The 25,591-nt window shown below is 71.6% G+C and carries 20 protein-coding genes; 15 read left to right on the top strand and 5 right to left on the bottom strand.

All coding sequences use genetic code 11. The annotated features are described in order from the left end of the window. The first annotated feature begins 14 nt into the window (after positions 1-14). The 4 genes from RC1_RS18280 to RC1_RS18265 are packed head-to-tail and all read left to right on the top strand — an operon-like array spanning position 15 to position 6,106. The gene (locus RC1_RS18280; protein ID WP_012568937.1) at positions 15-1,697 is read left to right on the top strand and encodes a TolC family protein; all 1,683 of its coding nucleotides are present in this window, start codon (positions 15-17) and stop codon (positions 1,695-1,697) included. Further along, the gene (locus RC1_RS18275; RefSeq protein ID WP_012568936.1) at positions 1,694-2,536 is read left to right on the top strand and encodes an efflux RND transporter periplasmic adaptor subunit; all 843 of its coding nucleotides are present in this window, start codon (positions 1,694-1,696) and stop codon (positions 2,534-2,536) included. Before RC1_RS18280 ends, RC1_RS18275 begins: the two co-directional genes overlap by 4 nt. Positions 2,537-2,553: 17 nt before the next feature. After that, positions 2,554-3,954, top strand: coding sequence for an efflux RND transporter periplasmic adaptor subunit (locus RC1_RS18270; RefSeq protein ID WP_012568935.1), 1,401 nt, complete (start codon positions 2,554-2,556; stop codon positions 3,952-3,954). 1 nt (position 3,955) lies between these two features. After that, entirely contained in the window at positions 3,956-6,106 is a 2,151-nt protein-coding gene (locus RC1_RS18265; protein WP_012568934.1) for a site-2 protease family protein, read from the top strand. 21 nt (positions 6,107-6,127) lie between these two features. Here RC1_RS18265 and RC1_RS18260 read toward each other — a convergent pair whose 3' ends face one another. Next, complete coding sequence (locus RC1_RS18260; protein ID WP_012568933.1) at positions 6,128-6,655, bottom strand: hypothetical protein; 528 nt, start codon at positions 6,653-6,655, stop codon at positions 6,128-6,130. A gap of 183 nt (positions 6,656-6,838) precedes the next feature. Here RC1_RS18260 and RC1_RS18255 point away from each other — a divergent pair, with 183 nt between their 5' ends. From RC1_RS18255 to RC1_RS20480, 3 genes are all read left to right on the top strand, one after another. Then, positions 6,839-7,228, top strand: a complete 390-nt coding sequence (locus RC1_RS18255; RefSeq protein ID WP_012568932.1) for an MbcA/ParS/Xre antitoxin family protein — start codon at positions 6,839-6,841, stop codon at positions 7,226-7,228. Between the two features lie 88 nt (positions 7,229-7,316). After that, positions 7,317-8,000, top strand: a complete 684-nt coding sequence (locus RC1_RS18250; RefSeq protein ID WP_012568931.1) for an RES family NAD+ phosphorylase — start codon at positions 7,317-7,319, stop codon at positions 7,998-8,000. A gap of 176 nt (positions 8,001-8,176) precedes the next feature. Beyond that, complete coding sequence (locus RC1_RS20480) at positions 8,177-8,671, top strand: DUF6647 family protein (RefSeq protein ID WP_012568930.1); 495 nt, start codon at positions 8,177-8,179, stop codon at positions 8,669-8,671. A 22-nt stretch (positions 8,672-8,693) separates the two neighbouring features. Here RC1_RS20480 and RC1_RS18240 read toward each other — a convergent pair whose 3' ends face one another. Continuing rightward, on the bottom strand, positions 8,694-10,352 hold the full coding sequence (locus tag RC1_RS18240) for an MBL fold metallo-hydrolase (protein ID WP_148213500.1): 1,659 nt from the start codon (positions 10,350-10,352) through the stop codon (positions 8,694-8,696). Positions 10,353-10,542: 190 nt separating this feature from the next. Here RC1_RS18240 and RC1_RS18235 point away from each other — a divergent pair, with 190 nt between their 5' ends. The 4 genes from RC1_RS18235 to RC1_RS18220 all read left to right on the top strand — a co-directional run bounded on the left by RC1_RS18235 (position 10,543) and on the right by RC1_RS18220 (position 15,643). Beyond that, the gene (locus RC1_RS18235) at positions 10,543-11,055 is read left to right on the top strand and encodes a sigma-70 family RNA polymerase sigma factor (protein ID WP_012568928.1); all 513 of its coding nucleotides are present in this window, start codon (positions 10,543-10,545) and stop codon (positions 11,053-11,055) included. Continuing rightward, complete coding sequence (locus tag RC1_RS18230) at positions 11,052-12,047, top strand: FecR family protein (protein ID WP_012568927.1); 996 nt, start codon at positions 11,052-11,054, stop codon at positions 12,045-12,047. Before RC1_RS18235 ends, RC1_RS18230 begins: the two co-directional genes overlap by 4 nt. An 81-nt stretch (positions 12,048-12,128) precedes the next feature. Next, positions 12,129-14,486 carry a TonB-dependent receptor gene (locus RC1_RS18225; protein WP_012568926.1) on the top strand — a complete coding sequence of 786 codons (2,358 nt, stop codon included), beginning with the start codon at positions 12,129-12,131 and terminating at the stop codon, positions 14,484-14,486. Positions 14,487-14,488: 2 nt separating this feature from the next. Further along, positions 14,489-15,643 (top strand): PepSY-associated TM helix domain-containing protein, encoded by a 1,155-nt coding sequence (locus RC1_RS18220; protein ID WP_012568925.1) that lies wholly within the window; start codon positions 14,489-14,491, stop codon positions 15,641-15,643. Positions 15,644-15,658: 15 nt separating this feature from the next. Here RC1_RS18220 and RC1_RS18215 read toward each other — a convergent pair whose 3' ends face one another. Beyond that, positions 15,659-17,056 (bottom strand): short-chain fatty acyl-CoA regulator family protein, encoded by a 1,398-nt coding sequence (locus tag RC1_RS18215; RefSeq protein ID WP_041786894.1) that lies wholly within the window; start codon positions 17,054-17,056, stop codon positions 15,659-15,661. A gap of 112 nt (positions 17,057-17,168) precedes the next feature. Here RC1_RS18215 and RC1_RS18210 point away from each other — a divergent pair, with 112 nt between their 5' ends. Genes RC1_RS18210 through prpB form a run of 4 tightly spaced genes read left to right on the top strand, consistent with a single transcriptional unit; the run spans position 17,169 to position 21,288 of the window. Continuing rightward, a complete protein-coding gene (locus RC1_RS18210) occupies positions 17,169-17,621 on the top strand; it encodes an acyl-CoA thioesterase (protein ID WP_234703797.1) in 453 nt (150 codons plus the stop codon). Then, complete coding sequence (locus RC1_RS18205) at positions 17,618-19,132, top strand: MmgE/PrpD family protein (protein WP_012568922.1); 1,515 nt, start codon at positions 17,618-17,620, stop codon at positions 19,130-19,132. The genes RC1_RS18210 and RC1_RS18205 overlap by 4 nt, the downstream gene beginning before the upstream one ends. A 19-nt stretch (positions 19,133-19,151) precedes the next feature. Continuing rightward, positions 19,152-20,357 (top strand): bifunctional 2-methylcitrate synthase/citrate synthase, encoded by a 1,206-nt coding sequence (gene prpC / locus RC1_RS18200; protein ID WP_012568921.1) that lies wholly within the window; start codon positions 19,152-19,154, stop codon positions 20,355-20,357. A gap of 10 nt (positions 20,358-20,367) precedes the next feature. Then, complete coding sequence (gene prpB / locus RC1_RS18195) at positions 20,368-21,288, top strand: methylisocitrate lyase (protein ID WP_419760914.1); 921 nt, start codon at positions 20,368-20,370, stop codon at positions 21,286-21,288. Between the two features lie 46 nt (positions 21,289-21,334). Here the strand turns inward: prpB and RC1_RS18190 are convergent, their stop codons facing one another. Next, positions 21,335-24,019, bottom strand: a complete 2,685-nt coding sequence (locus RC1_RS18190) for an ATP-binding protein (RefSeq protein ID WP_012568919.1) — start codon at positions 24,017-24,019, stop codon at positions 21,335-21,337. A 178-nt stretch (positions 24,020-24,197) separates the two neighbouring features. Further along, entirely contained in the window at positions 24,198-25,169 is a 972-nt protein-coding gene (locus RC1_RS18185; RefSeq protein WP_012568918.1) for a UDP-glucuronic acid decarboxylase family protein, read from the bottom strand. Between the last annotated feature and the right edge of the window lie 422 nt (positions 25,170-25,591).

The raw sequence follows: 25,591 nt of genomic DNA, 5'->3' as shown, positions 1-25,591 counted from the left end.
CCGAGACCACCCCCGTGACCGACGTGCCCACCCTGAACGGCTCCCCCTTCCGCTCTTTCCTGCTCGCGGCCGTCGCGGCCGTGGCGCTGACCGGCTGTGCGGTCAAACCGCAGCCGATCCCGACGGCGGAGCACATGGACCGGGCGACCCGGGAATACACCGCCCTGTTCGAGAACCAGGAGCCGCTGACCGGGGAGCTGTCGCTCTCCGAAGCCCTGGCCCGGGCGCTCAAGTACAACTACGACCACCGGCTGGCGCTGATGGAATCGGCGTTGCAGGATGCGCAGCTTGATCTCGCCGCCTTCAACATGCTGCCGCGTCTGGCAGCCAGCGCCGGCTATCTGGCCCGCAGCAACGAGGCGGCCTCGTCGAGCCTCTCGGTGCTGACCCGGCGGCAGTCGCTGGAACCCTCCACCTCGCAGGACAAGGAGCGCTGGGTCGCAGACCTGACCCTGTCCTGGAACGTGGTGGACTTCGGTGTCGCCTACTTCACCTCGCGCCAGCAGGCGGACCGGGCCCTGATCGCGGTGGAGCGTCGCCGCCGCGTGGTCAACAATCTGGTGAAGGAGGTGCAGGCCGCCTACTGGCGCGCCGCCACCGCCGAACTGCTGCTGCCGCAGCTCGAACGGGCCATCGCCGAGGCGGAGTCCGCCCTGGGCAAGAGCCGCGAGATCGACCGCCAGCGCCTGGGCCCGCTGATCGAGACTCTGGAATACCAGAAGACGCTGCTGACCGTGCTCAGCCAGCTCCGCCGGCTGCGCTCCGACCTGACGGTCGCCAAGGCGCAGCTTTCGGCCCTCATCAACGTGCCCCCCGGATCGGACTTCAGGCTGGTGCCGCCGGTGCTGGTGAACGATCCCAAGGCCCTGTCCGGGATCGACATGCGCCGGCTGGAGATGGCAGGCCTGACCTGGCGGCCGGAGCTGCGCGAGGAGGCTTATCAGGAGCGGATCGACCGCGCCGGCGTCTGGAAGGAGATCACCCGGCTGTTCCCGAACCTTCAGCTCAGCACGGGCCTGAACTTCGACAGCAACTCCTATCTGGTGAACCAGAACTGGGCGGATCTGGCCGTCCGCGCCACCTACAACCTGTTCTCCCTGCTCCAGGGGCCGAAGGCCATCACGGCGGCGGAGGTGCAGCAGTCGGTCACGCGCACGCGCCGGCTGGCCCTGTCGGTCGCCGTCGTCACCCAGATCAATGTCAGCCTGCAACAGTACCTCCAGGCGCTGGAGGCCTACCGCACGGCCCGCGACATCAGCGATATCGAGACCCGCATCGACGCCGCCGTCAGCGAGGGCGGCCTGCCGCAGACTCAGTCCGAGCTGGACCGCATCCGCCGCAGCACCGCCGCCATCGCGGCCGAACTGGACCGCTCGCGCAGCTATGCCGAACTGCAAGGGGCGCTGGCGAACATCTACACCGCGATCGGCCTGGACCTGCTGCCGCTGGATGCGCAGGAGACCGACCTGCCGGCCCTGAAGCAGGCGGTCGAGAACAGTCTGGCCCCCCTGAACCGCGGCGAGCTGCCCCCGATCCCCGACCTGCCGACGGACGCGATGGCGCAACTGGTGCGGCAGTTCACGGCGCCGCCCGCCGGCACCGGCACGGCGGATGCCCCGGCTGAAACGCCAGCCGAGGCCGTGGCGGACACCCCGACCGAGGCCGCACCGACGACCGGAGCGGGGACCACGCCATGAGGACCCGGATCGGAACGGTCGCGCTGGCCCTGCTGCTGGCAACAGCGGCAGGCCCGGCTTCCGCGACAGAACCCCAGGCCGCGTCGGTTTCCCCGCCGTCCCTGCCGGCACCCGCCCAGCCTGCCCCGGCCCCTTCCTCCCCCGGACCGACGGACGGGCTTCCGGGCTACGGTGCCGGCCGGCTGGTGCGGGCGCAGGTGGTCTCCCGCGATGCCACCCAGCTCGCCAGCCCGATGGCGGGGCGCGTCGTCTCCATGTCGGTGCGCGACGGGGAGACCTTCGAGAAGGGGCAGGAGCTGCTGAGCTTCGACTGCGCCCTGGCGGAGGGCCAGCTCGGCAAGGCCCGCACGGTGGCGGAGAAGACCCGGACCGTGCTCGCGGCCAAGCAGCGGCTGGAGAAGCTGGGTTCGGTCAGCCCCCTGGAACTGGCCGTCAGCGAGGCCGAGGCCAAGGAGGCGCAGGCCGACGTGCGGCTGATGGAGGTCACGGTCGGCCGCTGCCGCGTGCTGGCCCCCTATGCCGGCCGCGTCGCCGGCGTGCAGGTCCGCACCTGGCAGTATGTCGGGGAGGGCCAGCCGCTGCTGGACATCGTGGACCACAAGGTCCTGGAGGTGGAGATGATCGTGCCGTCGCGCTGGCTGGGCTGGCTGGGCACCGGCTACCGCTTCGACGTGCAGATCGACGAGACCGGCAGGCGCTACACGGCGGAGGTGGTCCGCCTCTCCGGCAAGGTCGATGCGGCCAGCCAGTCGATCAAGGTCTACGCCTCGATCGTCGGTCCGTCCGCCGACCTGCTTCCCGGCATGAGCGGCCGGGCCCTGCTCGACCACGCCTCCTGACGGCGGGACACACGATCATGGAAGCGGCCCCGGCCCGCCCGGCGGGCGTCGGCGACAGCCTGAACCGGCAGCTCCTGCGCATGGGGGCGATGCTCCAGCTCGAACGCCGCGCCCGCCGCTGCGCCCGGGAGGAGCTGCCCTTCGTCATGGTGAACGAGACGAACGGCCTGCTGCCCTACCAGCAGGCGCTGCTCTGGCAGGGCGACGGCAGCGGCGGCGGGCGCATCGCCGCCGTCTCGGGCCTTGCCGTGTTCGACGCGACCGGCCCCTACCTGTCCTGGGCCGCGAAGGTCTGCCGCCACCTGCTGGCGAAGCCGGCGGCGGAGGGGGGCGACCGTCCCCGCGTGGTCCGGGCCGGTGACCTGCCGCCCGATCTGGTCGCCGACTGGGCCGGGTGGCTGCCGGCGGAGGCCGTCTGGGCCCCCCTGCCCGGCCCCGCGCCACAGACCCCGGACGGGCTGCGCCTGGGCGGGCTGCTGTTCGCCCGCGCCGAACCGTGGAGCGACGCCGACCTGCACCTGCTGGACTATCTGGCCGACGCCTACGCCCATGCCTGGGTGGCGAAGGAGGCCAGGCTGGACGCCACCGCCTGGCTGCGCGGCCGCCGCCGGCTGCGGCGCGGCGCCGTGGCGGCCGCGGTGGCGGCGGCGCTGGTCCTGCTGCTGCCGGTGCGCCAGTCCGCCCTGGCCCCGGCGGAGGTGGTGCCGCGGACACCGACCCTGGTGCGCTCCCCCCTGACCGGCGTCGTCGAACGCATCCATGTCCAGCCTAACCAGACGGTCGCCGCCGGCGACCTGCTGCTGACCCTGGACCCGACCGAGCTGACGACCAAGCTGAACGTGGCGGTGAAGGCGCGCGACGTGGCGCTGGCGGAATACACCCAGGCCGCCCAGCTTGCCGTCTTCGATCCCGAGGCGAAGGCGCGGATGGCCGTGCTGGAGGCGCGGCTGGCCCAGCAGGAGCTGGAGGTCGGGTTCCTGCGCGACATGCTGGGCCGCGTGGCGATCCGCGCCCCGGAAGCGGGCGTGGCCGTGTTCGACGATCCCAACGACTGGCTGGGCCGCCCGGTCAGCCAGGGCGAACGGGTCATGCTGGTGGCCGATCCGGGTCGGGTGGAACTGGAGATACGCCTGTCCGCCGGCGATGCCGTCACCCTGCGGCCGGGGGCGGAGGTGCAGTTCTTCCCGAACGTCGCGCCCGCGGCGCCGGACCGCGGCACCGTGAGCTTCGTCGGCTACGCCGCGAGCCCCGGACCGGACGGCGTCCTGTCCTACCGTCTGAAGGCCGACCTGGAGGCCGACGGGGATCTGCGCATCGGGCAGCGCGGCACGGCCAAGGTGTTCGGCCCGCGCGCCCCCTTGATCCTGGCGCTGCTGCGCCGGCCGCTGGCGACGGTCCGGCAATGGCTGGCGATCTGAGATGGCCGGCGCCCTGATCCTTCCGGCCGGTCTGGCGCCTGCCGCGGCCCCGTTGCCGGCCCTGCGACAGGACCTGGTGTTGCTGCCGGGTCCCCCCAGCCGGCACGGCGCGCCCACCTGGACACTGCACGATCCGGCCGCACACCGCTTCTACCGGATCGGCTGGCTGGAGTTCGAGGCGCTGAGCCGCTGGGACCTGGGCACGGCCGAGGCCGTGGCCGCCGCCATCGGACGGGAGACGACCCTGCGCGCCGGGGCGGACGCGGTGAAAGCGGTGGCCCGCTTCGTCGAGATGAACGACCTGGTGCTGCGGACGGGGGCGGAGGCGACCGGGGCGCTGCTGCAACGGCGGCGCTCGGGCATCCTGAACCCGGCGCGCTGGCTGCTGAAGAACTACCTGTTCCTGCGCCTGAAGCTGCTGAACCCCGATGCCCTGCTGGAGCGGCTGCTGCCGGCCGTGGCCTGGGCCTTCACGCCGCGGCTGCCGCTGCTGGTGGCGGGGGCAGCCCTTCTGGGCCTGCTGCTGGTGCTGCGCCAGTGGGACCTGTTCGTCGCCGGGCTGGCCGAGATGGCGACGCCGGGCGGCGCCGTGCTGGTTGCGGCCGCCATCGGCGTCAGCCATCTGCTGCACGAGTTCGGCCACGGGCTGGCGGCGAAGCGGTTCGGCTGCCGCGTTCCCGGCATGGGGGTGGCCTTCCTGGTGATGTGGCCGGTGCTGTGGACCGACACGACCGAAGCCTGGAAGCTGCCCTCGCGCCGGCAGCGTCTGGCCGTGGCCGGCGGCGGCATCGTCGTGGAGCTGACCCTGGCCGCGCTTGCCAGCATCGCCTGGGCGCTGCTGCCGGACGGCCCCCTGCGCGCCGGCATGCATGTGCTGGCGGCGACGACCTGGGTCACCACCCTGCTGATCAACCTGAACCCCTTCATGCGCTTCGACGGCTACTATCTGCTGTCGGACCTGATCGAGGTGCCGAACCTGCAGGACCGCTCCTTCGCGCTGGGCCGCTGGTGGCTGCGCGAGCGCCTGTTCGGCTTCGGCAACCCGCCGCCGGAGCCGCTGCCCCCCGCGACCCGGCGCCTGCTGGTCGGCTACGCGCTGGGCACCTGGACCTACCGCTTCTTCCTGTTCCTGGGGATCGCGGTCCTGGTCTACCACGTCTTCTTCAAGGCCCTGGGGCTGTTCCTGATGGTGGTCGAGGTCTGGTGGTTCGTCGCCCGTCCCATCCTGCGGGAGATCGGCGAGTGGGCGAAGCTGCGCGGCAAGGTCAGGCTGAACGCCCCCACCCTGCGCACGGGCCTGCTGCTGGCCGGCGCCCTGCTGTTGTTGGTCGTGCCCTGGGGCAGCCGGGTCGGCGCGCCGGCCGTGCTGCGGGCGGGGGAGCAGGCGGTCGTCTTCACCACCGAGCCCGGCCGTGTGGCCGAGGTGAATGCGCAGAACGGCCGGACGGTGGCCGCGGGCGACCTGCTGTACCGGCTGGACTCGCCCGAGATCGCGTTCCGTCTGGCACAGGACGGGGAGAAGCTGCGCGAGCTGGAAGCGCGGCGGGCGGCCCAGGCGGTGGACCAGGAACTGGCCCGCGACAGCCGCATCGCCGCCGAGGAAGCGGGCGGGGTGGAAGCGCAGCGCGCCGCCGACCTGGCCCGGCGGGAACGGCTGGAGATCCGGGCTCCCATCGCCGGAACACTGACCGAGGTGCCGGCCACGCTGAAGCCGGGAACCTGGCTGCCGTCCGGCGAGCCGGTGGGGCTGGTGGTCGGCGCCGGCCCGGCCCTGGTCGAAGCCTATGTCCGGGAGGAGGACCTGCCGCGCCTGTCCGTCGGCGCCACGGCCTCCTTCCAGCCGCGCGATCCCTGGGCCTCGCCCGTGGAGCTGCGGCTGGAGAGCGTGGACACGGCCTCCGTGCCGACGCTGGAGCGGCCGGAACTGGCCTCGGTCAACGGCGGCCCGATCCCCGTCCATGCCGACCGCGACGGCCGGCTGCTGCCGCAGCGGTCGGTCTACCGCGTGCTGCTGCGCCCGGTCGCGCCGGATGTCCGGACCGACCGCATCGTCGCCGGCCAGGTCGCCATCGCCGGCGCGCGGGAGAGCATCGCCCTGCGCCTGCTGCGCCACGCCCTGGCCGTGATCGTGCGGGAGAGCGGCTGGTCCTGAGCCGCCGGCAGGGACCCGGGACTACTGCGGCAGGCCGGCGGGCTGGCCGGGGGAGCCGGGCCGCCGTTCCGTGAGCCAGGGGGCGGCGACGCCCAGGTTCCAGTCCGCCTGTTCCGCGAAGGACAGCAGGACCTGGAGGATCTGGTGCATCTCCGCGGCACTGCTGGAGATGCTGGCCAGCCCCCCCTCCTCCGAGAAAAGCTCCAGGGTGAAGCCGCCGCCGCGGAGATGCACGTCCACCCGGGTGACCAGGGCGGCCGTGATGCCGGTGCGGGCGGCGGCATCGACCGTCCAGGGGCTTTCGCTGCGCACGGCCTGGGCCAGCGCCCCCTGGTGGGTCATGCGCACGACCTCGTCGCGCAGGTCCGCCGGGGCGCGCTGCGCCGGCCGGTTCACCCGCTCCAGCGCCCCCGCCAGGGCGGAAGCCAGCCGGTGCGTCATCCGCCGGGTCATGCACACGACCCGCGGCGGTTCCGCCGGGCCGAGCAGCAGGAACAGACGGTCCTCGCGCGGGTCGTACTGGAAGGTCACTGTCGCCTGATCGGCCATCCGCGAAGGGTCCCCGGTCCGTCGCCCCCGGCGGGGGCCTGCCGTCAGCATGATTAGCGGATTCGGGCCGTCCGCAATACCCCCGTCGGCAAACTGTCGCTGCCCGGCCGTTCGTTCCTTATGAAATTACAGCGCCCTTGAGTTCCAGGTGGAACGCCCTTAATCTCAAGGTGGGAGGTGCGCATGTCCGACAGGCACGTTTCCGGCGAAGCCCAGGTCTCCGACGCCGCCCTGGTGACCAAGGCGGTCCTGCGGGCCGCGGCCCGGCTGGGGCTGACCCAGGCGGAACTGGCGAAGGTGCTGGGGATCGGGACGGCATCGGTGTCGCGCATGGCAGCCGGCCGGCAGGAACTGGACCCCGGCGGCCAGGCCAAGGCCTATGAGATAGCGCTGCACCTGATCCGGCTCTACCGCTCCCTGGACGCCCTGGCCGGGGAGGCTCCGGGCTATGCGGCCTGGTGGATGCGCCAGCCGAACCGCTGGCTGGGCGAGGTCCCGGCCGACGCCATCCGGAGCGTGCGGGGCCTGATCGCCACGGTGGACCATCTGGACGCCTTCCGTGCCCGCGTCTGACGGGCGCGCATCCGGACTGTCTGCCCACGCCGGTGCCTATGCCGGTCGCGTCTGGCGCTCCGTCGAGTTGCAGAGCCGGATCGCGACCATGGGACTGGTGGACAGCCTGGCCGAGCAGGAACGCCTGGAGGCGTTGCTGGACGGGGCGAAGCCGCGCTACCGGCCCGGGACCGAGGGGCTGCATTACCTGCTGAAGACGCCGTTCCGCTACAAGCCCTTCGACCGCTGGGGCTCCCGCTTCTCGCGCCCGCACGGCCATGGCCTGTTCTACGCGGCGGAAGCGCGGCGCACGGCCCTGGCCGGGACGACCTTCTACCGGCTGCTCTTCCTGGCCGGGCCGGAGGAACCCCGGCTTCCGGCCACGAAGTTCACCTACACGCTGTTCGCAGTGGATGTCGCCGCCCCGCAGGCGATCGACCTGACATTTCCGCCCTTCGCCGCGGACGCGGACCGCTGGACCGACCTCACGGACCTGACGCACACGCAGTCGCTGGGCGAGGCGGTCCGGGAGGCGGGGCTCGACGCCATCCGCTACCGCTCGGTCCGCGACCCCGATGGCGGGATGGCGCTGGCGCTGCTGACGCCGTGTTTCGCCTCGGGCCTCCGTGCGCAGGAGACGTGGCATCTGTCGCTGCTTCCCGCGGAGGCCGCCCTCTACCGCGACGGCGGGGGCCGGGGCGGGGGCGGCGGCGAGGTCTTCGCCTACGCCTGGTTCCTGCGCGATCCCCGGCTGGCCCCCCTGGCCCCCCTGCTCGAACGGGCTGTTTCCTGATCCCGCGGGCGCCCGGGCTATCCCGTCCGGATCGCGGGGCATCGGTCCCGTGCCTCCCCGGGGCGGGGACGGTCTCCCGGTCCGGGTAAGGCCATCGCTCCGCGCGCCATGGCGGTGGCGCGCACGTTCCCGCCACGCGGCCCCCTGAACGGTGCCGCGCGGAGAACGGGGATGCGATGGTCCGGAAAGCCTGGATTCAGGCCGTCCTGGCTGTGCTGCTGGCGGCTGCCGTGCCACCTGTGCAGGGAGCGAGGGCCGGCGAGGGCCGTCAGGTGCCGCCGGGGGTCGTGGCGCCGCTCCTGGACTGGGTGGGCCGGCATACGGGGCGGCCCGGGCTTGTGCCGCCCGTCGTCATCGCCAGCCGGCAGGCACTGCTCCGGCTGGACCGGGCGGCACAGCTCGCCGGCACGGACGAGCGCCTCCGCGCCGCCTACGTTCCCGGCGTGGTGATCCTGGATTCCGACACCTGGTCCCCCGCCGACCCGGTGGAGCTGAGCTATCTGGTCCATGAACTGGTCCACCATGCCCAGCAGCTCGCCGGGCGGGGCGGGGACTGCCGCGGACGGCGGGAGGAGGAGGCGTACCGTCTACAGAATCTGTGGCTGGCGGAGCGGGGCCTGCCGCCCGAGCACGATCCGGCCTGGATCGCCCGGGCGGCCGACCTCTGCTGACCCTGCCGGCGCAGATCCTGCGCTACGCCGTCTCCAGCCCCAGCGCCGCCCGTACCCGGCGCAGCAGGTCCGCCCGGGTGGGATCGTCCGGTGCCGTCTGCAACCGCTGGGACAGGGCGAGCACCGTCTCGGCGTAGCTGTTGTGCCAGTCGCGCTCCGGCAGGTGACCGCCGGGCAGGCGTTCGGCGACCATCTCGACCGGCGGTTCGCCGCTGCCGGTCAGCACGATGCGCTCGTCCAGGGCCGGGGTCAGGATACGGGTCCCGTCGATCCCGGCCTCGGCCAGCCTGTCGCGCAGGGCGATCCGCTGGGACTCCTCGCCATGGGTGAGGATGATGCCGCGGGAGACGGGCATCCGCTCCCGCGTCCAGTTGAGAAGCGCCGTCTGATCGGCATGGCCGGAGTAGGCGTCCAGCGTCCGGATGCGGGCATGGACCTGCACCTCCTCGCCATGGATGCGGACGGTCTTCGCCCCTTCCTGGAGGATGCGGCCCAGGGTGCCCGGCGCCTGATAGCCGACGAACAGCACCGTCGCGTTGCGGCGCCACAGATTCTGCTTGAGGTGGTGGCGGATGCGCCCGGCGTCGCACATGCCGCTGGCGGCCATGATGATGGCACCGCCGGCCAGCCGGTTCAGCCGCTTGCTGCCCTCGGTCGATTCCACCAGATGCAGGTTGCCGCGCCGGAACGGCGGCGGCGTGCCCGGCTGATTGACATGCGGCAGGTACTTCTCGAAGACGCCGGTGATGCGGACGGCCAGCGGGCTGTCGAGATAGACCTCCGTCACCGGCAGCGCACCGCTGTCGAACAGCCGGTCCAGGTCGTAGAGCAGCTCCTGCGTGCGTTCCACGGCGAAGGCGGGGATCACCAGATTGCCGCCCAGGGCGAGTGCCTTCCGCACCTCCTCCGCCAGCATGGCCTGACGGGTCGCGTCATCCACATCGGGGCGCTGGCGACCGCCATAGGTGGACTCGACCACCACCCAGTCCATCTTCTCCGGTCCGTCCGGACCGTCATGGAAGGGTTTCTTCTCCGGTCCCAGGTCGCCGGAGAAGAGGATGCGGGTGGTGCGGCCCGCCTCCGTCAGTTCCACCTCGATGGAGGCGGAGCCCAGCAGGTGTCCGGCATCCCAGAAGCGGGCCCGGGCCCCGGGCTGCACCTCGATCCACTTTCCGTAATCGACGCCGTGCAGCCGGTCCAGGCTGGCCTCGGCATCCTCGCGCGTGTAGATCGGCTCCACCTCGCCGCGGCCGCGCAGGCGGTTGCGGAAGTTCAGCCGCCGCACGTCCTGCTCCTGGATGAAGCCGCTGTCCGGCAGCATGTAGGCCAGCAGGTCGGCGGTCGCCCGGGTGCAGTGGACGCGGCCGGTGAATCCCGCCTTGACCAGCTTCGGGATCAGGCCGGAATGGTCGATGTGCGCATGCGTCAGCAGCATCGTGCCGATGCTGGAGGGATCGAACGGAAAGGGCCGCCAGTTCAGCTCCCGCACCGTCTTCGACCCCTGGAACATGCCGCAGTCGACGAGAAAGCTTCCGCCGCCGTGCTCGACCAGGAAGCAGGAGCCGGTGACGCCACCGGCCGCCCCGTGGAAGGTGATGCTCGGCTCGCCCGGCACGCGCCGGGGCTTCGCCGAGGGTGCCGGGGCCGAAGCCGGCCCGGCCTTCTTCGCTCGTTCGCTCATGGCGCCATGCTGGTCCCGGTAGACCAGCGGCGCCAAGCGGTCAAATTGGCGCTGCGGGGGAGTCAGGTTTGCACCGGGTGCAGAACGCGACGGGTCAATCCGGCCTTCCGGTACGGAGTCATCTTGATAATGCCTCGCATTTGCGCTAGGCGAGGACCGGGAGTCCAGCGGGGTCGGGAAGGGGGGACCGTTGCGCGACGCGGTCGTGGACATCGAGATCGGGGAACTGTACGCGGCACACGGCGGCTGGCTGTGCGACTGGCTGCGTCGGCGCACCCGCTGTCCGGAGCGGGCATCCGATCTGGCCCACGACACCTTCTGCCGGCTGCTGGAACGCGGTCGGAGCGCTCTGCCGCTGGAGCCTCGCCCCTTCCTGGCCACCGTCGCCCGCCGCCTGCTGGTGGACGACATCCGCCGGCGCGAGGTCGAGCGCGCCTACCTGGACGTCTGTGCGGCGCAGGCCGGCGACGCGGACCTCCTGACGCCCGAGCGGATCGCAGAGGCGACCCAGCTCCTGGCCGGCATCCTCCAGCTCCTGTGGGAACTGCCGGACCTGACGCGCCGGGCCTTCCTGCTGCGCCGGCTGGAGGGGCAGGGCCATGCTGAGATCGCGGCGGTGCTGGGCGTATCCGAGCGCACGGTCAAGCGGCACATCGCTGCCGCCTACGCCCACTGCTACGCCCTGGCCTACCCGGAGCGATGAGCCCGACCCCGGCAGCGCGGCCGACCCCGGCCATGGTGGCGCAGGCCGCGCAGTGGGCGGCCACGCTGGACGACGAGCGGGCGACCCAGGAGGAGCACGACGCCTGCGAGGCGTGGTGCCGGCAGGACCCGCTGCACCGTCTGGCGTTCGAGCGGATGCGCAGGCTGGACAGGCGCTTCGAGCAGTTGAGCGAGCTTGACCGTCAGGTCCTGCGCGTCGCGGCGGACCGGCCCGGACGGAGTGCTGTCGGACGGAGTGCCGGCGCGGTCCGCCGCGGGGCCCTGCTGGGGATCTGCCTGCTGTTCGGCCTCGGCTGGCTTGCGGCCGGGCTGCCGCAGGTGCGCGCCCTGTTCCCGGACGAACGGACGGAGCGGGGCGAGCGGCGGGACATGCGTCTGGCAGACGGCTCCGGCCTGACGATCGACACGGACACGGCGCTGGACATCCGCCTGTCGGCCGGGATGCGGCGGATCGAGCTGTTCGGCGGGCGCATCCTGGCCGAGGTGGCGCACGACCCGGAACGCCCCTTCACCGTCGCCACCGCCGACGGAACGGTGACCGCCCTGGGCACCGCGTTCAGCGTGAGGCGGGACGGCGGGCGGACGCTGGTGACCGTCGTCGCCTCCCGCGTGCGGGCCTGTCCGGCGACGACGGGAGCAGCGTGTCTGGAGCTGGGCCCCGGCGAACAGGCACAGCTCGCGGGCGGCAGCGCGACCCGGCTGGCCCCGGTGGACCCCGCCGGCGCCACCGCCTGGACCCGGGGCTGGCTCGTGATCGACGACCAGCCGCTGACGGCGGTGCTGGAGGAGCTGAACCGCTACCGGGCGGTGCCGGTCCGCTTCGAGGCCCGGACTCTGCAAGGGCTGCGGGTGACAGGCAGTCTTCCCCTGGACAACAGCGGCCGCGCCCTGGATGCCCTGGCCGGCATGCTCGGGCTGCGGCTGCTCCGGCCGGACGCCGGCGGGCCGGTCGTCCTGCCGCCGGAGCGCTGACGGCCGCGGCGCATTTTTCCGTGGCCCGTTTTCCGACCCTCGTCCGTCCCCCTGGTGAAAGCAGACCTTACAGGTGGGACGATGGCAGGAGTTCGGAGCAGGACGGTGGGCAAGGCGGCCGCCATGGCGCTGGTGCTGGCAGCGGGGACGGCCGGCCCGGCCTGGGCGCAGGGACAGGCGGCGGCAACGGCACGGATCGAGATACCCGGCGGCCCGCTGGGCGCCGCCATCGCCCGGCTGGGCCAGCAGGCCGGCGTGATCGTCACCGTCGATCCGGGCCTGGTCCGCGACCGGCGCACGGACGGCCTGTCCGGGACCTATGCGCCGGCCGCGGCGCTGGAACGGATGCTGGCCGGCACTGGCCTTCAGGCCGAACCGGACGGCAGCGGCGGCTTCCGCATCCGGCCGGTTCCCGCAGCCGCTCCCCCGGCCCCGCCGCCGGCCCCCCGCCCCGCCGCGGCATCAACGCCGGTCCCGCCGCCGCCGACCCCCATCGAGGAGATCGTCGTCGTCGGCACCCTGACGGACGTGGCGATCGGGCCGGCGGAGATCGAGCGGCGGCAGGCCACCGATCTGGCCGACCTGTTCCGCCGCGTGCCGTCCGTTTCGGTGGGCGGATCGCTGGGCATCGCGCAGAAGATCTATGTCCGCGGCCTGGAGGATTCCCTGCTGAACGTGACGGTGGACGGCGCGCCCCAGCGCGGCACCCTGTTCCACCACATCGGCCGGGTCTCCATCGAGCCGGAACTGCTGGAGAGCGTCGAGGTCCGGGCCGGCGCCGGCGAGGCGACCTCCGGTTTCGGCGCGGTCGGCGGCGCCATCCGCTTCAGGACGCGGGACGCCGAGGACCTGCTGGCCCCCGGCCAGCGTCTGGGCGCGCTGGCGAAGGCGAGCTACTTCACGAATGACGGGCACAAGCTGAGCGGCACCCTCTATGGCCGCCTGATCGGCGACATCGGGTTCGTCGGCTCGGTCGTGCGTGTGGACCGCAACGACATGAAGGACGGCGGCGGCGACCGGCTGCGTGGCACCGCGGCGGAGCAGCGGCTGGCATTCCTGAAGCTCGGCGGCGACATCGCCGACGGGCACCGGCTTTCGATCAGCTATGAGCAGCGCGACGAGGAGGCGTCGTTCGGGCAACGTCCGAACTGGCCGGTGCTGGAGGGCGCACCGCTGTTCCCGGCGGAGGCGCAGCGGCGGACGGCGGTGGCGAACTACCAGGCCGACCTCGGTCCGCTGCGGATCGAGACGACGGGTTACTGGACCGAATCCGAGTTCACCCAGAACCGTTACGACCGCTGGGGACTGTACGGCGCGACGATCCGCAGCCAGGGCTTCGATCTGCGCGGACGCGCGACACCGGGCGACCACTCCCTGGTCGCCGGGATGGAGTACCGGGACGACCGGGTGGCGGGCGGCTACCGGGGCGATCCGGCCGTCTGGGGACAGTGGTCCTGGAACCCGTCGGTCGGCCGCTTCGTCGAGACGGGGGACGTGTTCGGCCTCTACGCCCAGGATCACTGGCGGATCATCGACCCGTTGCTGCTGAGCTTCGGGCTGCGCTACGACGCCTACGACATGGCGCAGGTCACCTACGGCGACGGCACCGACAGCGACGGGATCAGCGTCAACGCCGGCTTCACCTACGACCTGCCGGCGGGCTTCAGCATCAATGCCGGGTTCGCGGAGGCCTTCCGGGGCAAGGAGATCGGGGACGCCTTCACGCTGGAGAAGCGGCCCGGTCGCATCAGCCTGTCGCCGACGCTGAAGCCGGAGCGGGTGGACAACTACGAGGCCGGCCTCAGCTACGCCCGGGACGGCTGGCGCGGATCGGCCGTCTACTACCACATGCGGATCGACAACGTGATCCTGGACCAGCTCGGCAGCGGGCCGCGGCCGCAGGACGCCGTCTATTACGAGAATGTCGGCCGGTTCAAGTCGGACGGCGTGGAGATCCGGGCCGGTTACAGCCACGGCCCCTTCACCCTGGACGCCTACTTCAACCACTATGTCTCCAAGCTGAACGGCGACGAGGTGGAGGGCTACGAGCACATCGCCCTGGGCAATTCCGTCGGGGACAACTGGAACATCAGCGCCGGTTACACCCCCGTCCCCGGCCTTGAGCTGGAAGCCGCGTTGACCCGGTTCGAGAGCCTGGACGGCATCGAGGTGCTGCAACGGTCGGTGGCGATCGGCTGGATCGGTGAGACCCAGCGCGTGGACAAGCCGGGCTACACGGTGGTCGATCTCTTCGCCCGCTGGCAGCCCTTCGGCGACGACCGGCTGACCCTGCTCGGCGCCGTCTACAACCTGTTCGACAAGCGCTACCGCGCCCACTCCAGCGTTGCCGACTACACGGCCATCCCGGGCTGGGAGGGGATCGCCGGAATCTACGAGCCGGGCCGCGACATCCGGCTGACCGCGGCGGTGCGGTTCTGACGGTGCCGGCGCCCCCGACGGAAACCCGGCCGCCGCCGCCGGCCGGCAGGCGCTGGCGGTCCCTGCTGCGCGCCGGCCACCGCTGGTTCGGGCTGGCCGGCGCCCTCTGGCTGATCCTGATGTCGCTGACCGGGTCCGCCATCGTCTTCTACGGCGAACTGGACCGCTGGCTGAATCCGGATCTGTGGACGGTGCCGGCGTCGGAGGTGGCGGCACCGCTGGACCGCGCCGTGGAGCGGGCGGGCGAGGCCCTGCCGGGGTTCGCCCCGCGCTTCATCGACCTGCCCGACGCCCCGGACGACGCGGTGATGATGACCGGCACCGTCGCGCAGGACGGGGCCGCGGCGCGGTCGGTGCAGGTCTTCACCGATCCGCGCGACGGGACGGTGCTGGGGTGGCGCTTCTTCGAGACGGTGGCATTCGACCGCCGCCATCTGATGACCATGCTCTACGACCTGCATCTGGACCTGATGCTCGGTCCGGCCATGACCTGGTTCCTGGGGCTGGTGGCGCTGCTCTGGATCGCCGACCATGCCGCCGCCCTGGTGCTGGCTTTCCCGGTCGCGGCGAAGTGGCAGGCCTCCTTCCGGGTCGGCGGTCCGCGCGGAAGCCTGCGCCGGCTGTTCGACCTGCACCGGGCCAAGGGGGTCTGGCTCTTCCCGGTGACGCTGGTGCTGGCGGTGTCCAGTCTGGCCCTCACCTGGCACGAGGAGGTCCGCTGGGCGGCCCGGCTGGTCGTGCCGGTCTCGGAGCGGCTGCATCTGAGCTTCCCGGACCGCCCTGCGGAAGCGCACGCCATGAGGCCCCCCGTGGGGATCGACGCCGCCCTGGCCGTCGCCGGGACCCGGTCCGGTGCCCGGATCGACAGCATCGTGGTGCTTTCCCGCAAGGGGGTCTATGGCGTGCGCGCCTTCGACGAGCGCGACATGGACGGCTATGGCCGGCTGTGGATCTACGTCTCGATGCAGGACGGGGCCATCCTGGGCCAGCGGCACGACCGTGGCGAAGGACCGGGAGACGCCTTCTTCGCCTGGCAGTACCCGCTGCATTCGGGCAAGGGGCTGGGCCTGCCCGGCCGCATCGTCGTGCTGGTGGCCGGGCTGGCCACGGTGGCGCTGTGCGTCACCGGCCTGTGGCTGTGGTGGCGGCGGCGCTGAGTTTCACCGGGCGGGTCAGTAGGGCGCGAAGCGGCGGACCGCCTCGTCCACCTGTAACGGCCGGCCGATCATGGGGAAGGCGCGCTGGGCGCAGTCGGCCCGCTCGCAGACCTTGCAGCCGGCGCCGATCGGCGTCGCGGCCTCGGGATCGGCAAGGTCCAGTCCCTTGGCGTAGACCAGCCGGGCGGCATGGCGCAGGTCGCAGCCCAGGCCGACGGCGAACTGCCGGGCCGGGGCGCCGAAGCCGCCGGCCCCCCGGCCGACCGTGCGCGCGAGCCAGAGATACTGCCGCCCGTCGGGCATCGCCGCGCGCTGGATCAGGATGCGACCCGGCTGGGCAAAGGCCTCGTACACGTTCCAGAGGGGACAGGAGCCGCCGACGCGGGAGAAGTGGAAGTCGGTGGCCGACTGCCGCTTGGAGATGTTGCCGGCCCGGTCCACCCGCACGAAGAAGAAGGGCACCCCGCGCTCACCGGGCCGTTGCAGCGTGGAGAGGCGGTGGCACACCGTCTCGAACCCCACACCGAACTGCCGTTCCAGCCGCTCGATGTCGTAGCGCAGGGCCTCCGCCGCCGCCAGGAAGGGCCGGTAGGGCAGCAGCACCGCCCCGGCGAAGTAGCTGGCGAGCCCGATGCGGGCGAGTCGCCGCGCCTCTTCGCCGGAGAAGTCGGCCTGGGCGATCAGCCCGTCCAGCATCGCCCCCCGGTCCAGGAAGGCAAGCTGCGTCGCCATCTGGAAGGCCCGCTGCCCCGGCGTGAGATCGGCCGAGAGGCGCAGCGTGCGGCTGGCCGCGTCGTAGCGGCGGGGCACCGCGGCCTCCCCGTCCGCCAGCACGCGGACATCGTGCCGGCGTGCCAGATGCCGCGCCAGCCCGGCGGCCATGTCGCCGGCCACCAGCCCCGCCTCCCGCTGGAGCGCCTCCCCCGCCTCGTCCAGCTCCGCGACATGGTTGTGGCGGGCATAGAAGAAGTCGCGCACCTCCTCGAACGGCATCAGCGGCTTGGCGGCGTCCTGCCAGCCCTCGCCGAGATGGCCGGAGAGCTGCTCCAGCCGGCCCGCCGCCTCGCGGCCGCGGCGGTGCAGCGCCAGCAGCGCGCGCCCCACCGCCGGCATGCCCGCCGCCAGTTCACGCAGCTCCGCCAGCGCCACCCCGTCCGCCAGGCCGGCCTCGGACAGCGCCTCGCGCAGGTCGGCGATGAGGCGCGCCTCATCGTCCTCGGAGAACATCTGCACGTCCACGCCGAAGACGGCGTTGATCCGCAGCAGCACCGGCACCGTCAGCGGCCGCAGATTCTGTTCGAGCTGGTTCAGGTAGGAGGGCGACAGCTCCAGCGCCCGGGCCAGCGCCGCCTGGGTCAGCCCGCGCTCCTCCCGCAGCCGCCGCAGCCGCACGCCGACGAACTGCTTCCGCACCCCTCCCTCCATTCGCAAGATTCGCAAATCCACTGAAGATCCTGCGCTGATCTTCACAAATTCAGCCGTTCCAGGAAGGCACGGCCTGCGAATATTGAGAAGACAGACACCGATGACAAGCAGATTGGAGGGGACGATGTCCAGCGCCGCGGCGGAACGACAGACGCCGGAGACGGACGCCGGACCGGGACGGGCGACCGTCCTGCTGGAGACGGTCTTCCCCGACGCGTCCAACCATTACGGCACCCTGTTCGGCGGCCACGCCCTGAGCCTGATGGGCCGGGCCGCCTACATGGCCGCCAGCCGGCGCGCCGGCTGCAATGTCGTGATGGCGGCGACCGATGCGGTCCGTTTCCACCGCCCCGTTCCCGTCGGGCACCTGCTGGAGCTGACGGCGCGCGTCGTGCGCACCGGCCGCAGCTCCCTCACGGTGCAGGTCGATGGTGTCTCCGAAGCGCCGGCCGGTGGTCCCCGCCACGACGTGCTGAGCGGTCGGTTCGAGATGGTCGCCGTGGATGCGCACGGCCGGCCGCGCCCCTTCGATGCCGGGAGAGTGCAACCGTGAAGTCCCACGCCGTCCGTTCCCACAGGTCCGCCGATACCCTGCCGCGGGAGGAGCAGCTCGCCTGGAAGCTGGCCGCGGTGGCCGCCGACCCGGTGCCCGTCGATGCCGACGTGGCCGCGATGATCGCCAACCGGATCATCGACAATGCCGCCGTCGCCGCGGCTTCGCTGAACCGGCGGCCGGTCGTCAGCGCCCGCGACCAGGCCATCGCGCATCCCTTCTCGCCCGGCGCCACCCTGTTCGGGCTCTCCCCCTACCGCCGCTATGCGCCGGAATGGGCGGCCTGGGCCAACGGCGTCGCGGTGCGCGAACTGGACTATCACGACACCTTCCTGGCCGCGGACTATTCGCACCCGGCCGACAACATCCCGCCCGTGCTGGCCGTGGCGCAGCATTGCGGCCTGACCGGCGCCGACCTGGTGCGCGGCCTTGCGGCCGCCTACGAGATCCAGATCAACCTGGTGAAGGGCATCTGCCTGCACGAGCACAAGATCGACCACATCGCCCATCTCGGCCCGTCGGCCGCCGCCGGCATCGGCGCCGCCCTGGGCCTGCCGGTGGAGACCATCTTCCAGGCGGTGCAGCAGGCGCTGCACGTCACGACTACGACGCGGCAGTCGCGCAAGGGCGAGATTTCGAGCTGGAAGGCCTACGCCCCGGCCTTCGCCGGCAAGATGGCGGTGGAAGCGGTGGACCGCGCCATGCGCGGCGAAGGTGCACCGTCGCCCATCTACGAGGGCGAGGACGGCTTCATCGCCCGCATGCTGAGCGGTCCCGGCGCCGTCTACACCGTGCCCCTGCCGGAAGCGGGAGAGCCCAGGCGCGCCATCCTGGACAGCTACACCAAGGAGCATTCGGCCGAGTACCAGAGCCAGGCCCTGATCGACCTGGCCCGCCGGCTGCGGCCGCGGATCGGGGACCTCGCCCGCGTCCGCGACATCCTGATCCGCACCAGCCACCACACCCACCATGTCATCGGCACGGGCGCCAACGACCCGCAGAAGATGGACCCCGGGGCCAGCCGCGAAACGCTGGACCATTCCATCATGTACATCTTCGCCGTCGCCTTGCAGGACGGCGGCTGGCACCACGAGCACTCCTACGCGCCCGAGCGCGCCCGCCGGCCGGACACGGTCGCCCTCTGGCACAGGGTCAGGACCGAAGAGGACCCGGCGTGGACGCGCCGCTACCACAGCCACGATCCGGCGGAGAAGGCGTTCGGTGGCCATGTCGTCATCACGCTGGACGACGGATCGGTGATCGAGGACTCGATCGCCGTGGCCGATGCCCACCCGCTGGGTGCCCGCCCCTTCGCCCGCGACCAGTACGTGGCGAAGTTCCGCACCCTGGCCGACGGCGTCGTCGCCCGGGCCGAGCAGGACCGCTTCCTCGCCCTGGTGGACCGGCTGCCGACCCTGACCGCGGGCGAACTGTCGGGTCTGGGCTTCACCGTCGATCCCGACTCCCTGGCCCGCGGTGCGAACCGCGGTCTGTTCGACCGGCGGGCCTGAGGCCCGGAAAGGAGGCACCATGACCAGCATGACCCCATCCGACGTCACGCCTGCGCCGGCACCGAAGAAGTCCGTCAGCCTGTCCGGTGTCGTCGCCGGCAACACCGCCCTGTGCAGCGTCGGGCGCAGCGGCAACGACCTGCAGTACCGCGGCTACGACATCCTGGAGCTGGCCGCCCGCTGCGATTTCGAGGAGGTCGCGCACCTGCTGGTCCATGGCAGCCTGCCGACCCTGATCCAGTACAAGGCCTACAAGGCAAAGCTGCGCGGTCTGCGCGGCCTGCCGGCGGCGGTGAAGCGGACGCTGGAGACGCTTCCCGCCGCCGCACACCCGATGGACGTGCTGCGCAGCGGCGTGTCCGCCCTGGGCTGCGTCCTGCCGGAAAGCCCCGACCACAACCCGGCCGGGGCGCGCGACATCGCCGACCGGCTGATGGCCTCCCTGGGCTCGATGCTGCTCTACTGGCACCATTTCGCCCATCACGGCCGCACCATCGAGGTGGATACCGACGACGACAGCATCGCCGGCCATTTCCTGCACCTGCTGCACGGCGAGCGGCCGCCGCCGGAGTGGGTGCGGGCGATGCAGGTCTCCCTGATCCTCTATGCCGAGCACGAGTTCGCCGCCTCCACCTTCACCGCCCGCTCCATCGCGGGCACCGGCGCCGACCTCTATTCGGCCGTCACGGGCGCCATCGGTGCCCTGCGCGGGCCGAAGCACGGCGGCGCCAACGAGGCGGCGCTGGAGGTGCAGAAGCGCTATGCCGACCCCGACGAGGCGGAGGCGGACATCCGCCGCCGGGTGGCGGCGAAGGAGGTGGTGATCGGCTTCGGCCACCCCGTCTACACCATCGAGGACCCGCGCAACGCCGTCATCAAGCGCATCGCCCGCGATCTGGCGGAGGGCAGCGGCGAGACGGCCCTGTTCGAGATCGCCGAGCGCATCGAGGGCGTGATGGCGGGGACCAAGGGCCTGTTCGCCAACCTGGACTGGTACAGCGCCGTCACCTACCACCAGATGGGGGTGCCGACGGCCATGTTCACGCCGCTGTTCGTCATCGCCCGCACCTCCGGCTGGTGCGCCCATGTCATCGAGCAGCGCCAGGACAACCGGCTGATCCGGCCGTCGGCCCGCTATGTCGGGCCGGAGAGCCGGTCCTTCGTGCCCCTGTCCGCCCGCCAGGGCACGGCGTCGCCGGCCATCGGCCGGGCGCCGGCGGCGTGAGGGGGCGGCCATGTCCTGCTACGGCACGATGCCCTATCTGATCGCCACCGACCTGCCGCCGACCCCGCCGGGCGACCGGTTCCGCGCCCTGCTGGCCCGGCCGGGCATCCTGCGCCTGCCGGGGGCGCACAACGGGATGGCGGCATTGCAGGCGATGGCGGCGGGGTTCGACGGGCTGTACCTGTCCGGGGCGGCGATGACCGCCTCCATGGGGCTGCCGGACCTCGGCCTCATCACCCTGGAGGAGGTCGCCTTCTTCATCCGTCAGGTCGCCCGCGCCAGCGGCCTGCCGGTGCTGGTGGACGGCGACACCGGCTATGGCGAGGTGCTGAACGTCATGCGCATGGTCCGCGTCTTCGAGGAGGCGGGGGCGGCGGCGGTGCATCTGGAGGACCAGGTGCTGCCGAAGAAATGCGGCCACCTGAACGACAAGCGGCTGGTCCCGCCGGCGGAGATGGCGGCCAAGGTGGCGGCCGCGGCGAAGGCGCGGCGGCATCTCTACCTGATCGCCCGCACCGATGCCGCGGCGTCGGAGGGGCTGGAGGGCGCGGTCGCCCGCGCGAAGCTCTATCTGGAGGCCGGAGCGGACGCGATCTTCCCCGAGGCGCTGACCAGTGCGGAGATGTTCCGCGAGTTCGCCCGCCGGATGCCCGGCGTGCCGTTGCTCGCCAACATGACGGAGTTCGGCCGCACCCCGGTCTTCACCGCCGGCGAGTTCGAGGCCATGGGCTACCGCATGGTGATCTGGCCGGTCAGCAGCCTGCGCGTCGCCAACAAGGCGCAGGAACGGCTCTACGCCACGCTGGCGCGCACCGGCTCGACGGAAGCGATGCTGCCCGACATGCAGACCCGGGCGGAGCTTTACGCCACCATCGCCTATCACGACTACGAGGCGCTGGACGCCTCCATCGGGCGGACGGTGCTGCCCTGAGGACGGGCCGCCGGCCCCCGCTCTTCCTGTCGTATCCGGTCCGCGCTCAGCCGTGCCATTGTAGCCGCCAGGACGGCAGCGTGATCCGCAGGGTCGTGCCCTGGCCGTAGCGGCTGCGTAAGGAGACGCGCCCGCCATGCGCCTCCATCAGGGCGCGGACGATGGAGAGGCCCAGGCCCGTGCCCTCCGTGCTGCGGGTATAGACGTTCCCGGCGCGGAAGAAGGGCTCGAAGACGTGCTCCATGTCGGCCTCGGCGATGCCGATGCCGGTGTCGCTGATCTCCAGCCAGAGGTCCTCCCCGTCGTGGCCGCCCAGCACGACGCTGACCTGACCGCCGGGCGGGGTGAACTTCACGGCGTTGGAGAGCAGGTTCAGCAGGATCTGGCGGACAGCCCGCGCTTCCATGTCCAGCAGGATGCGGTAGGGAGGTTCCTCCCAGACCACGGCGATGCTCCGCGCGCGGGCCTGATCCTCGACCATGCGCAGGGCCTGGCGGATTTCGTCGTTCAGACAGACAGGGGCATCGGCCGCGGCCGCCGCGCCCGGCTGCATCCGGCCCAGCGTCAGGATGTCGTTGATGAGGTCCAGCAGGTGGCGGCCGGCGTTCAGGATGTCGGTCGCGTATTCCTGATAGCGGGTGTCGCCCACCGGCCCGAAGGTCTGCATCTGGATCATCTCGCTGAAGCCGATGATGGCGTTCAGCGGGGTCCGCAGTTCGTGGCTGGCGGCGGCGATGAACTTGCGCTGCTGTTCCATGGCGCTGATGGCCTGCTGCCGGGCGGCCATCAGGGCTTCCTCGGCCTGCTTGTAGGCCGTGACATCGTAAAGGCAGATCAGCGCCAGCTTGGTTCCCCCGCTCTCTCCCTGCGCATTGAAGACGGTCCGGCGGTCGAAGGAGAACCAGCGCCGGCCCCGCCGGGAAGACCAGACCTCCCGCGTCATGGGGAAATCGGTGAAAGCGGGATCGGCCAGTTCCGGCGGCAGGCCGAAGGTCTCCAGGAACGTTTCCAGCCGGTGCGGCAGGCGCTTGTCACCGGAGATGCCGAAGACGTCCCGGAACAGCCGGTTGACGGCGTGGACCTTCATCTCGTTGTCGTCGCGGATGCTGGCCACCAGGACGATGCCGTCGAGCAGCACGTCCAGGATCTCCCGCCGGACCTGCTTCTCCCCGCCCAGGCGGCGGGACACCCGCTCGATCTCGCGGACCATCCCATCCGGATTGCCGGCCTGGTCCACGGTGAGCAGACGGCCGACATCCGCGATCAGCCGGATGTCGGCGCGGCGCCACGGCCGCGTATGGCCGCGGAGCTGCTGCTTCCACAGCTCGAAACTCTTGCGCGGGCTGAGCCGGCCCTTGGCCGGGTCCCATTCGACCGGCTTGTCAGGATTGCCGCCCCAGTTGACCGTGCCGCCCACCTCTCCCGCGAAGGCGGCGATCACCACGGGGCCGGCGGGATCGATGAGCTGGGCGATGCAGCCGCTGGCCGCGGGACCGGGGGCCGGCAGGTCCGGCACGTCGCGGCCCAGACATTCGGAGACGAAGGACGCTTCCCCCGCACGATCAGCCAGGATGCGGGCGAACTGGCGCAGCCAGTCCGCTTCGGGCACCGCCCCCGTGGAGAGCACGCTGCGGCCCGCCACCAGGGCCACGCCGTCGGCGTCGATGGCGTTCAGCAGGCCCTGCCGGGAGAGGATGATGTCCTCCAGCGGGCTGCGGGAGCGGGCGACGACCCGTTGCAGCCGGGCGAACTGCCGGGCGGCCTGCCGGGTCGCCTGGGCATCGAGGCGGCGGGTCGCGGTACGGATCGACCGGGCCAGGGCGTCCGCGACCCGACAGATCCGCTGCTGGCGGTCAGGGTCGAGCCAGAAGGGCTGGGTATGGTGGCAGGCGATCAGGCCCCAGAGCGCCCCGTCCACGATGACGGACAGGGTCAGGCTGGCCGTCACGCCCATGTTGGCGAGGTATTCGATATGGACCGGGGAGAGGGAACGCAGATGCGCCAGCCCCAGATCCAGCGGCTGCCCCGTCTGCGGATTCAGCAGCGGCTCGATCGGTACGGGCAGGCTGTGGATGTCCACGACCTGCCGCAGCCGGGCCTCCAGATAAAGGCGCCGTGCCTGCGCCGGGATGTCCGACGCGGGATAGCGCAGGCCCAGATAGCTGGCCATGGAGCGCGAGCGTGCCTCGGCCACCACCTCCCCGGTCATGTCGGGGTGGAACATGTAGACCATCACCCGGTCGTAGCCGGCGACGGCCTGCACCAGGTCCGCCGCATCCTGGCAGGCGCGGTAGAGATTCCGCTCGTGCAGGATGCGCGACAGGGCCGGCCGGTCGTCGGGGGAGTCCGGAGCGGGGGCCATCACCTCCGCCCGTTCCATCTCCACGATGGTCATGCCGCCGCGGCGGTGGGCGCGCAGCCAGACGGTCAGGCCGGTCCGGGCGATACGATGGCGGCGCACCTTCAGGGGAGGCCTCTCCTCCGAGTCCGCGGCCGTGGAGTCCGCCCAGGTGGCGATGCCGCGCCCGAGCAGTGTGGAGAGCGGCCGGTCCAACGCCTCGGCGGGAAGAAGTCCCAGAAATTCCTGGAGGTTGGAGCTGCACTGCCGGACCACGCCAGCACCGTCGGCCGCCAGCAGAGCACCGTGCGACTGGATGTTGCCGAGGATATGGATCGGCTCCCGCGCACAGGCGTCGAGGTTGATCCTGCCGACCTGGTCAATCACGTCCACTGAAAAGATCCCCAAACGTCCAAGCCGGCCCAGGCATGCTTGCGCATGCTGTCATAAAAGAGGACCGCTGCAAACCGCAGGTGCGTCACATCGGCCCCGGACGGGAATCGTGGGGTCGCGCCTCCCGTCGCAAACCGCGGCGGGGGTGGGGGCATTCAACGATCGGTGGAGGGTTCTGTCAATCCGCGGCCGCCGCAAGGCAGTGCACAGGATGATGGCCGAGCACGTTCCGGAAATGGTCGATGGTCCGTTCCAGCCCTGTCGCCAGCGGCACGCCCGGCCGCCAGCCGAACAGCGCATCCGCCCGGCCGATATCGGGCCGGCGGCGGCGGGGATCATCCTGCGGCAACGGACGGAAGACGATGGGCGATGCCGATCCGGTCAGACGCAGCACCGTCTCCGCCAGTTCCAGGATGGTGAACTCACCGGGGTTGCCGAGATTGACAGGCCCGGGCTCCGCCTCCGGCGTTTCCATGAAGCGGACCATCCCGCGGACGAGATCGTCCACATAGCAGAAGGAGCGGGTCTGTGAACCGTCGCCGTAGATGGTGATAGGATCGCCCTTGAGCGCCTGCACGATGAAGTTGGAGACGACGCGGCCATCGTCCGGGTGCATGCGCGGCCCGTAGGTGTTGAAGATGCGGATGACCTTGATCGGCACCCCGTGCTGGCGGTGGTAGTCGAAGAACAGGGTTTCCGCGCAGCGCTTGCCCTCGTCGTAGCAGGCCCGCGGCCCGATCGGATTGACGTTGCCCCAGTATTCCTCCCGCTGCGGGTGTTCCTCCGGGTCACCGTAGACCTCGGACGTGGAAGCCTGGAGGATGCGCGCCTTCAGCCGTTTGGCGAGGCCCAGCATGTTGATGGCGCCGTGGACCGAGGTCTTCGTCGTCTGCACGGGATCGTGCTGGTAGTGGACCGGAGAGGCCGGGCAGGCGAGATTGTAGATCTCGTCCACCTCGACATAGAGCGGAATGGTCACGTCATGGCGCAGCACCTCGAAACGGGGGCAGTCGCGCAGGTGCTCGATGTTCCGTTTCGACCCGGTGAAATAGTTATCCACACACAGGACTTCGTTTCCTGATTCCAGCAAATACTCGCACAGATGGGAGCCGATGAAACCGGCCCCTCCGGTCACGAGGATGCGCTTCATGATGCCGCCCGCCCTTCCCTGCCCGGTGCCTGCCTTGTCGCGGCCGTTCCCCCGTTTGCCGGAGGCCCCTTCTGCCACGAGGCTGGCGGTTGAGACTGTCCCATGAACACCGTGGCAGGCGGGCCGGATCAGCGGCAGCCGGTTCTCCCACATCCGGGCCTGCCGGTGTGCGCCGGCCGGGGAAGCGGTTACCTCTCCCGCACGGCGACAGTGATCCGATCGACACGGGGACCTGGCCGCCAATGTCCCTGATCCACCGAACCGACGGCGAGGGCCGCCCCTGAAACCCGCAGCGGGGCTGGGGGGAGCGACTCAGCAGAGAGGCGGGGACGTTGTTTCGGTGACGTTCGCCATCCGGCCGACGTTGGAACGGGGACACGGCGGCCAAGCCCGCGGATCCCCTCCGGAGCCCCTGAAATGGC

The organism is Rhodospirillum centenum SW (assembly GCF_000016185.1).
GTDB lineage: Bacteria > Pseudomonadota > Alphaproteobacteria > Azospirillales > Azospirillaceae > Rhodocista > Rhodocista centena.
The sequence above is the reverse complement of the archived record's forward strand: the minus strand, read 5'-3'. Positions and strand labels throughout refer to the sequence as shown.

Coding starts and splice junctions, on each gene's coding strand:
- RC1_RS18275 (WP_012568936.1), top strand. CDS start 1,694: ATGAGGACCCGGATCGGAACGGTCGCGCTGGCCCTGCTGCTGGCAACA.
- RC1_RS18270 (WP_012568935.1), top strand. CDS start 2,554: ATGGAAGCGGCCCCGGCCCGCCCGGCGGGCGTCGGCGACAGCCTGAAC.
- RC1_RS18265 (WP_012568934.1), top strand. CDS start 3,956: ATGGCCGGCGCCCTGATCCTTCCGGCCGGTCTGGCGCCTGCCGCGGCC.
- RC1_RS18260 (WP_012568933.1), bottom strand. CDS start 6,655: ATGGCCGATCAGGCGACAGTGACCTTCCAGTACGACCCGCGCGAGGAC.
- RC1_RS18255 (WP_012568932.1), top strand. CDS start 6,839: ATGTCCGACAGGCACGTTTCCGGCGAAGCCCAGGTCTCCGACGCCGCC.
- RC1_RS18250 (WP_012568931.1), top strand. CDS start 7,317: ATGGGACTGGTGGACAGCCTGGCCGAGCAGGAACGCCTGGAGGCGTTG.
- RC1_RS20480 (WP_012568930.1), top strand. CDS start 8,177: ATGGTCCGGAAAGCCTGGATTCAGGCCGTCCTGGCTGTGCTGCTGGCG.
- RC1_RS18240 (WP_148213500.1), bottom strand. CDS start 10,352: ATGAGCGAACGAGCGAAGAAGGCCGGGCCGGCTTCGGCCCCGGCACCC.
- RC1_RS18230 (WP_012568927.1), top strand. CDS start 11,052: ATGAGCCCGACCCCGGCAGCGCGGCCGACCCCGGCCATGGTGGCGCAG.
- RC1_RS18225 (WP_012568926.1), top strand. CDS start 12,129: ATGGCAGGAGTTCGGAGCAGGACGGTGGGCAAGGCGGCCGCCATGGCG.
- RC1_RS18210 (WP_234703797.1), top strand. CDS start 17,169: ATGACAAGCAGATTGGAGGGGACGATGTCCAGCGCCGCGGCGGAACGA.
- prpC (WP_012568921.1), top strand. CDS start 19,152: ATGACCAGCATGACCCCATCCGACGTCACGCCTGCGCCGGCACCGAAG.
- prpB (WP_419760914.1), top strand. CDS start 20,368: ATGTCCTGCTACGGCACGATGCCCTATCTGATCGCCACCGACCTGCCG.
- RC1_RS18185 (WP_012568918.1), bottom strand. CDS start 25,169: ATGAAGCGCATCCTCGTGACCGGAGGGGCCGGTTTCATCGGCTCCCAT.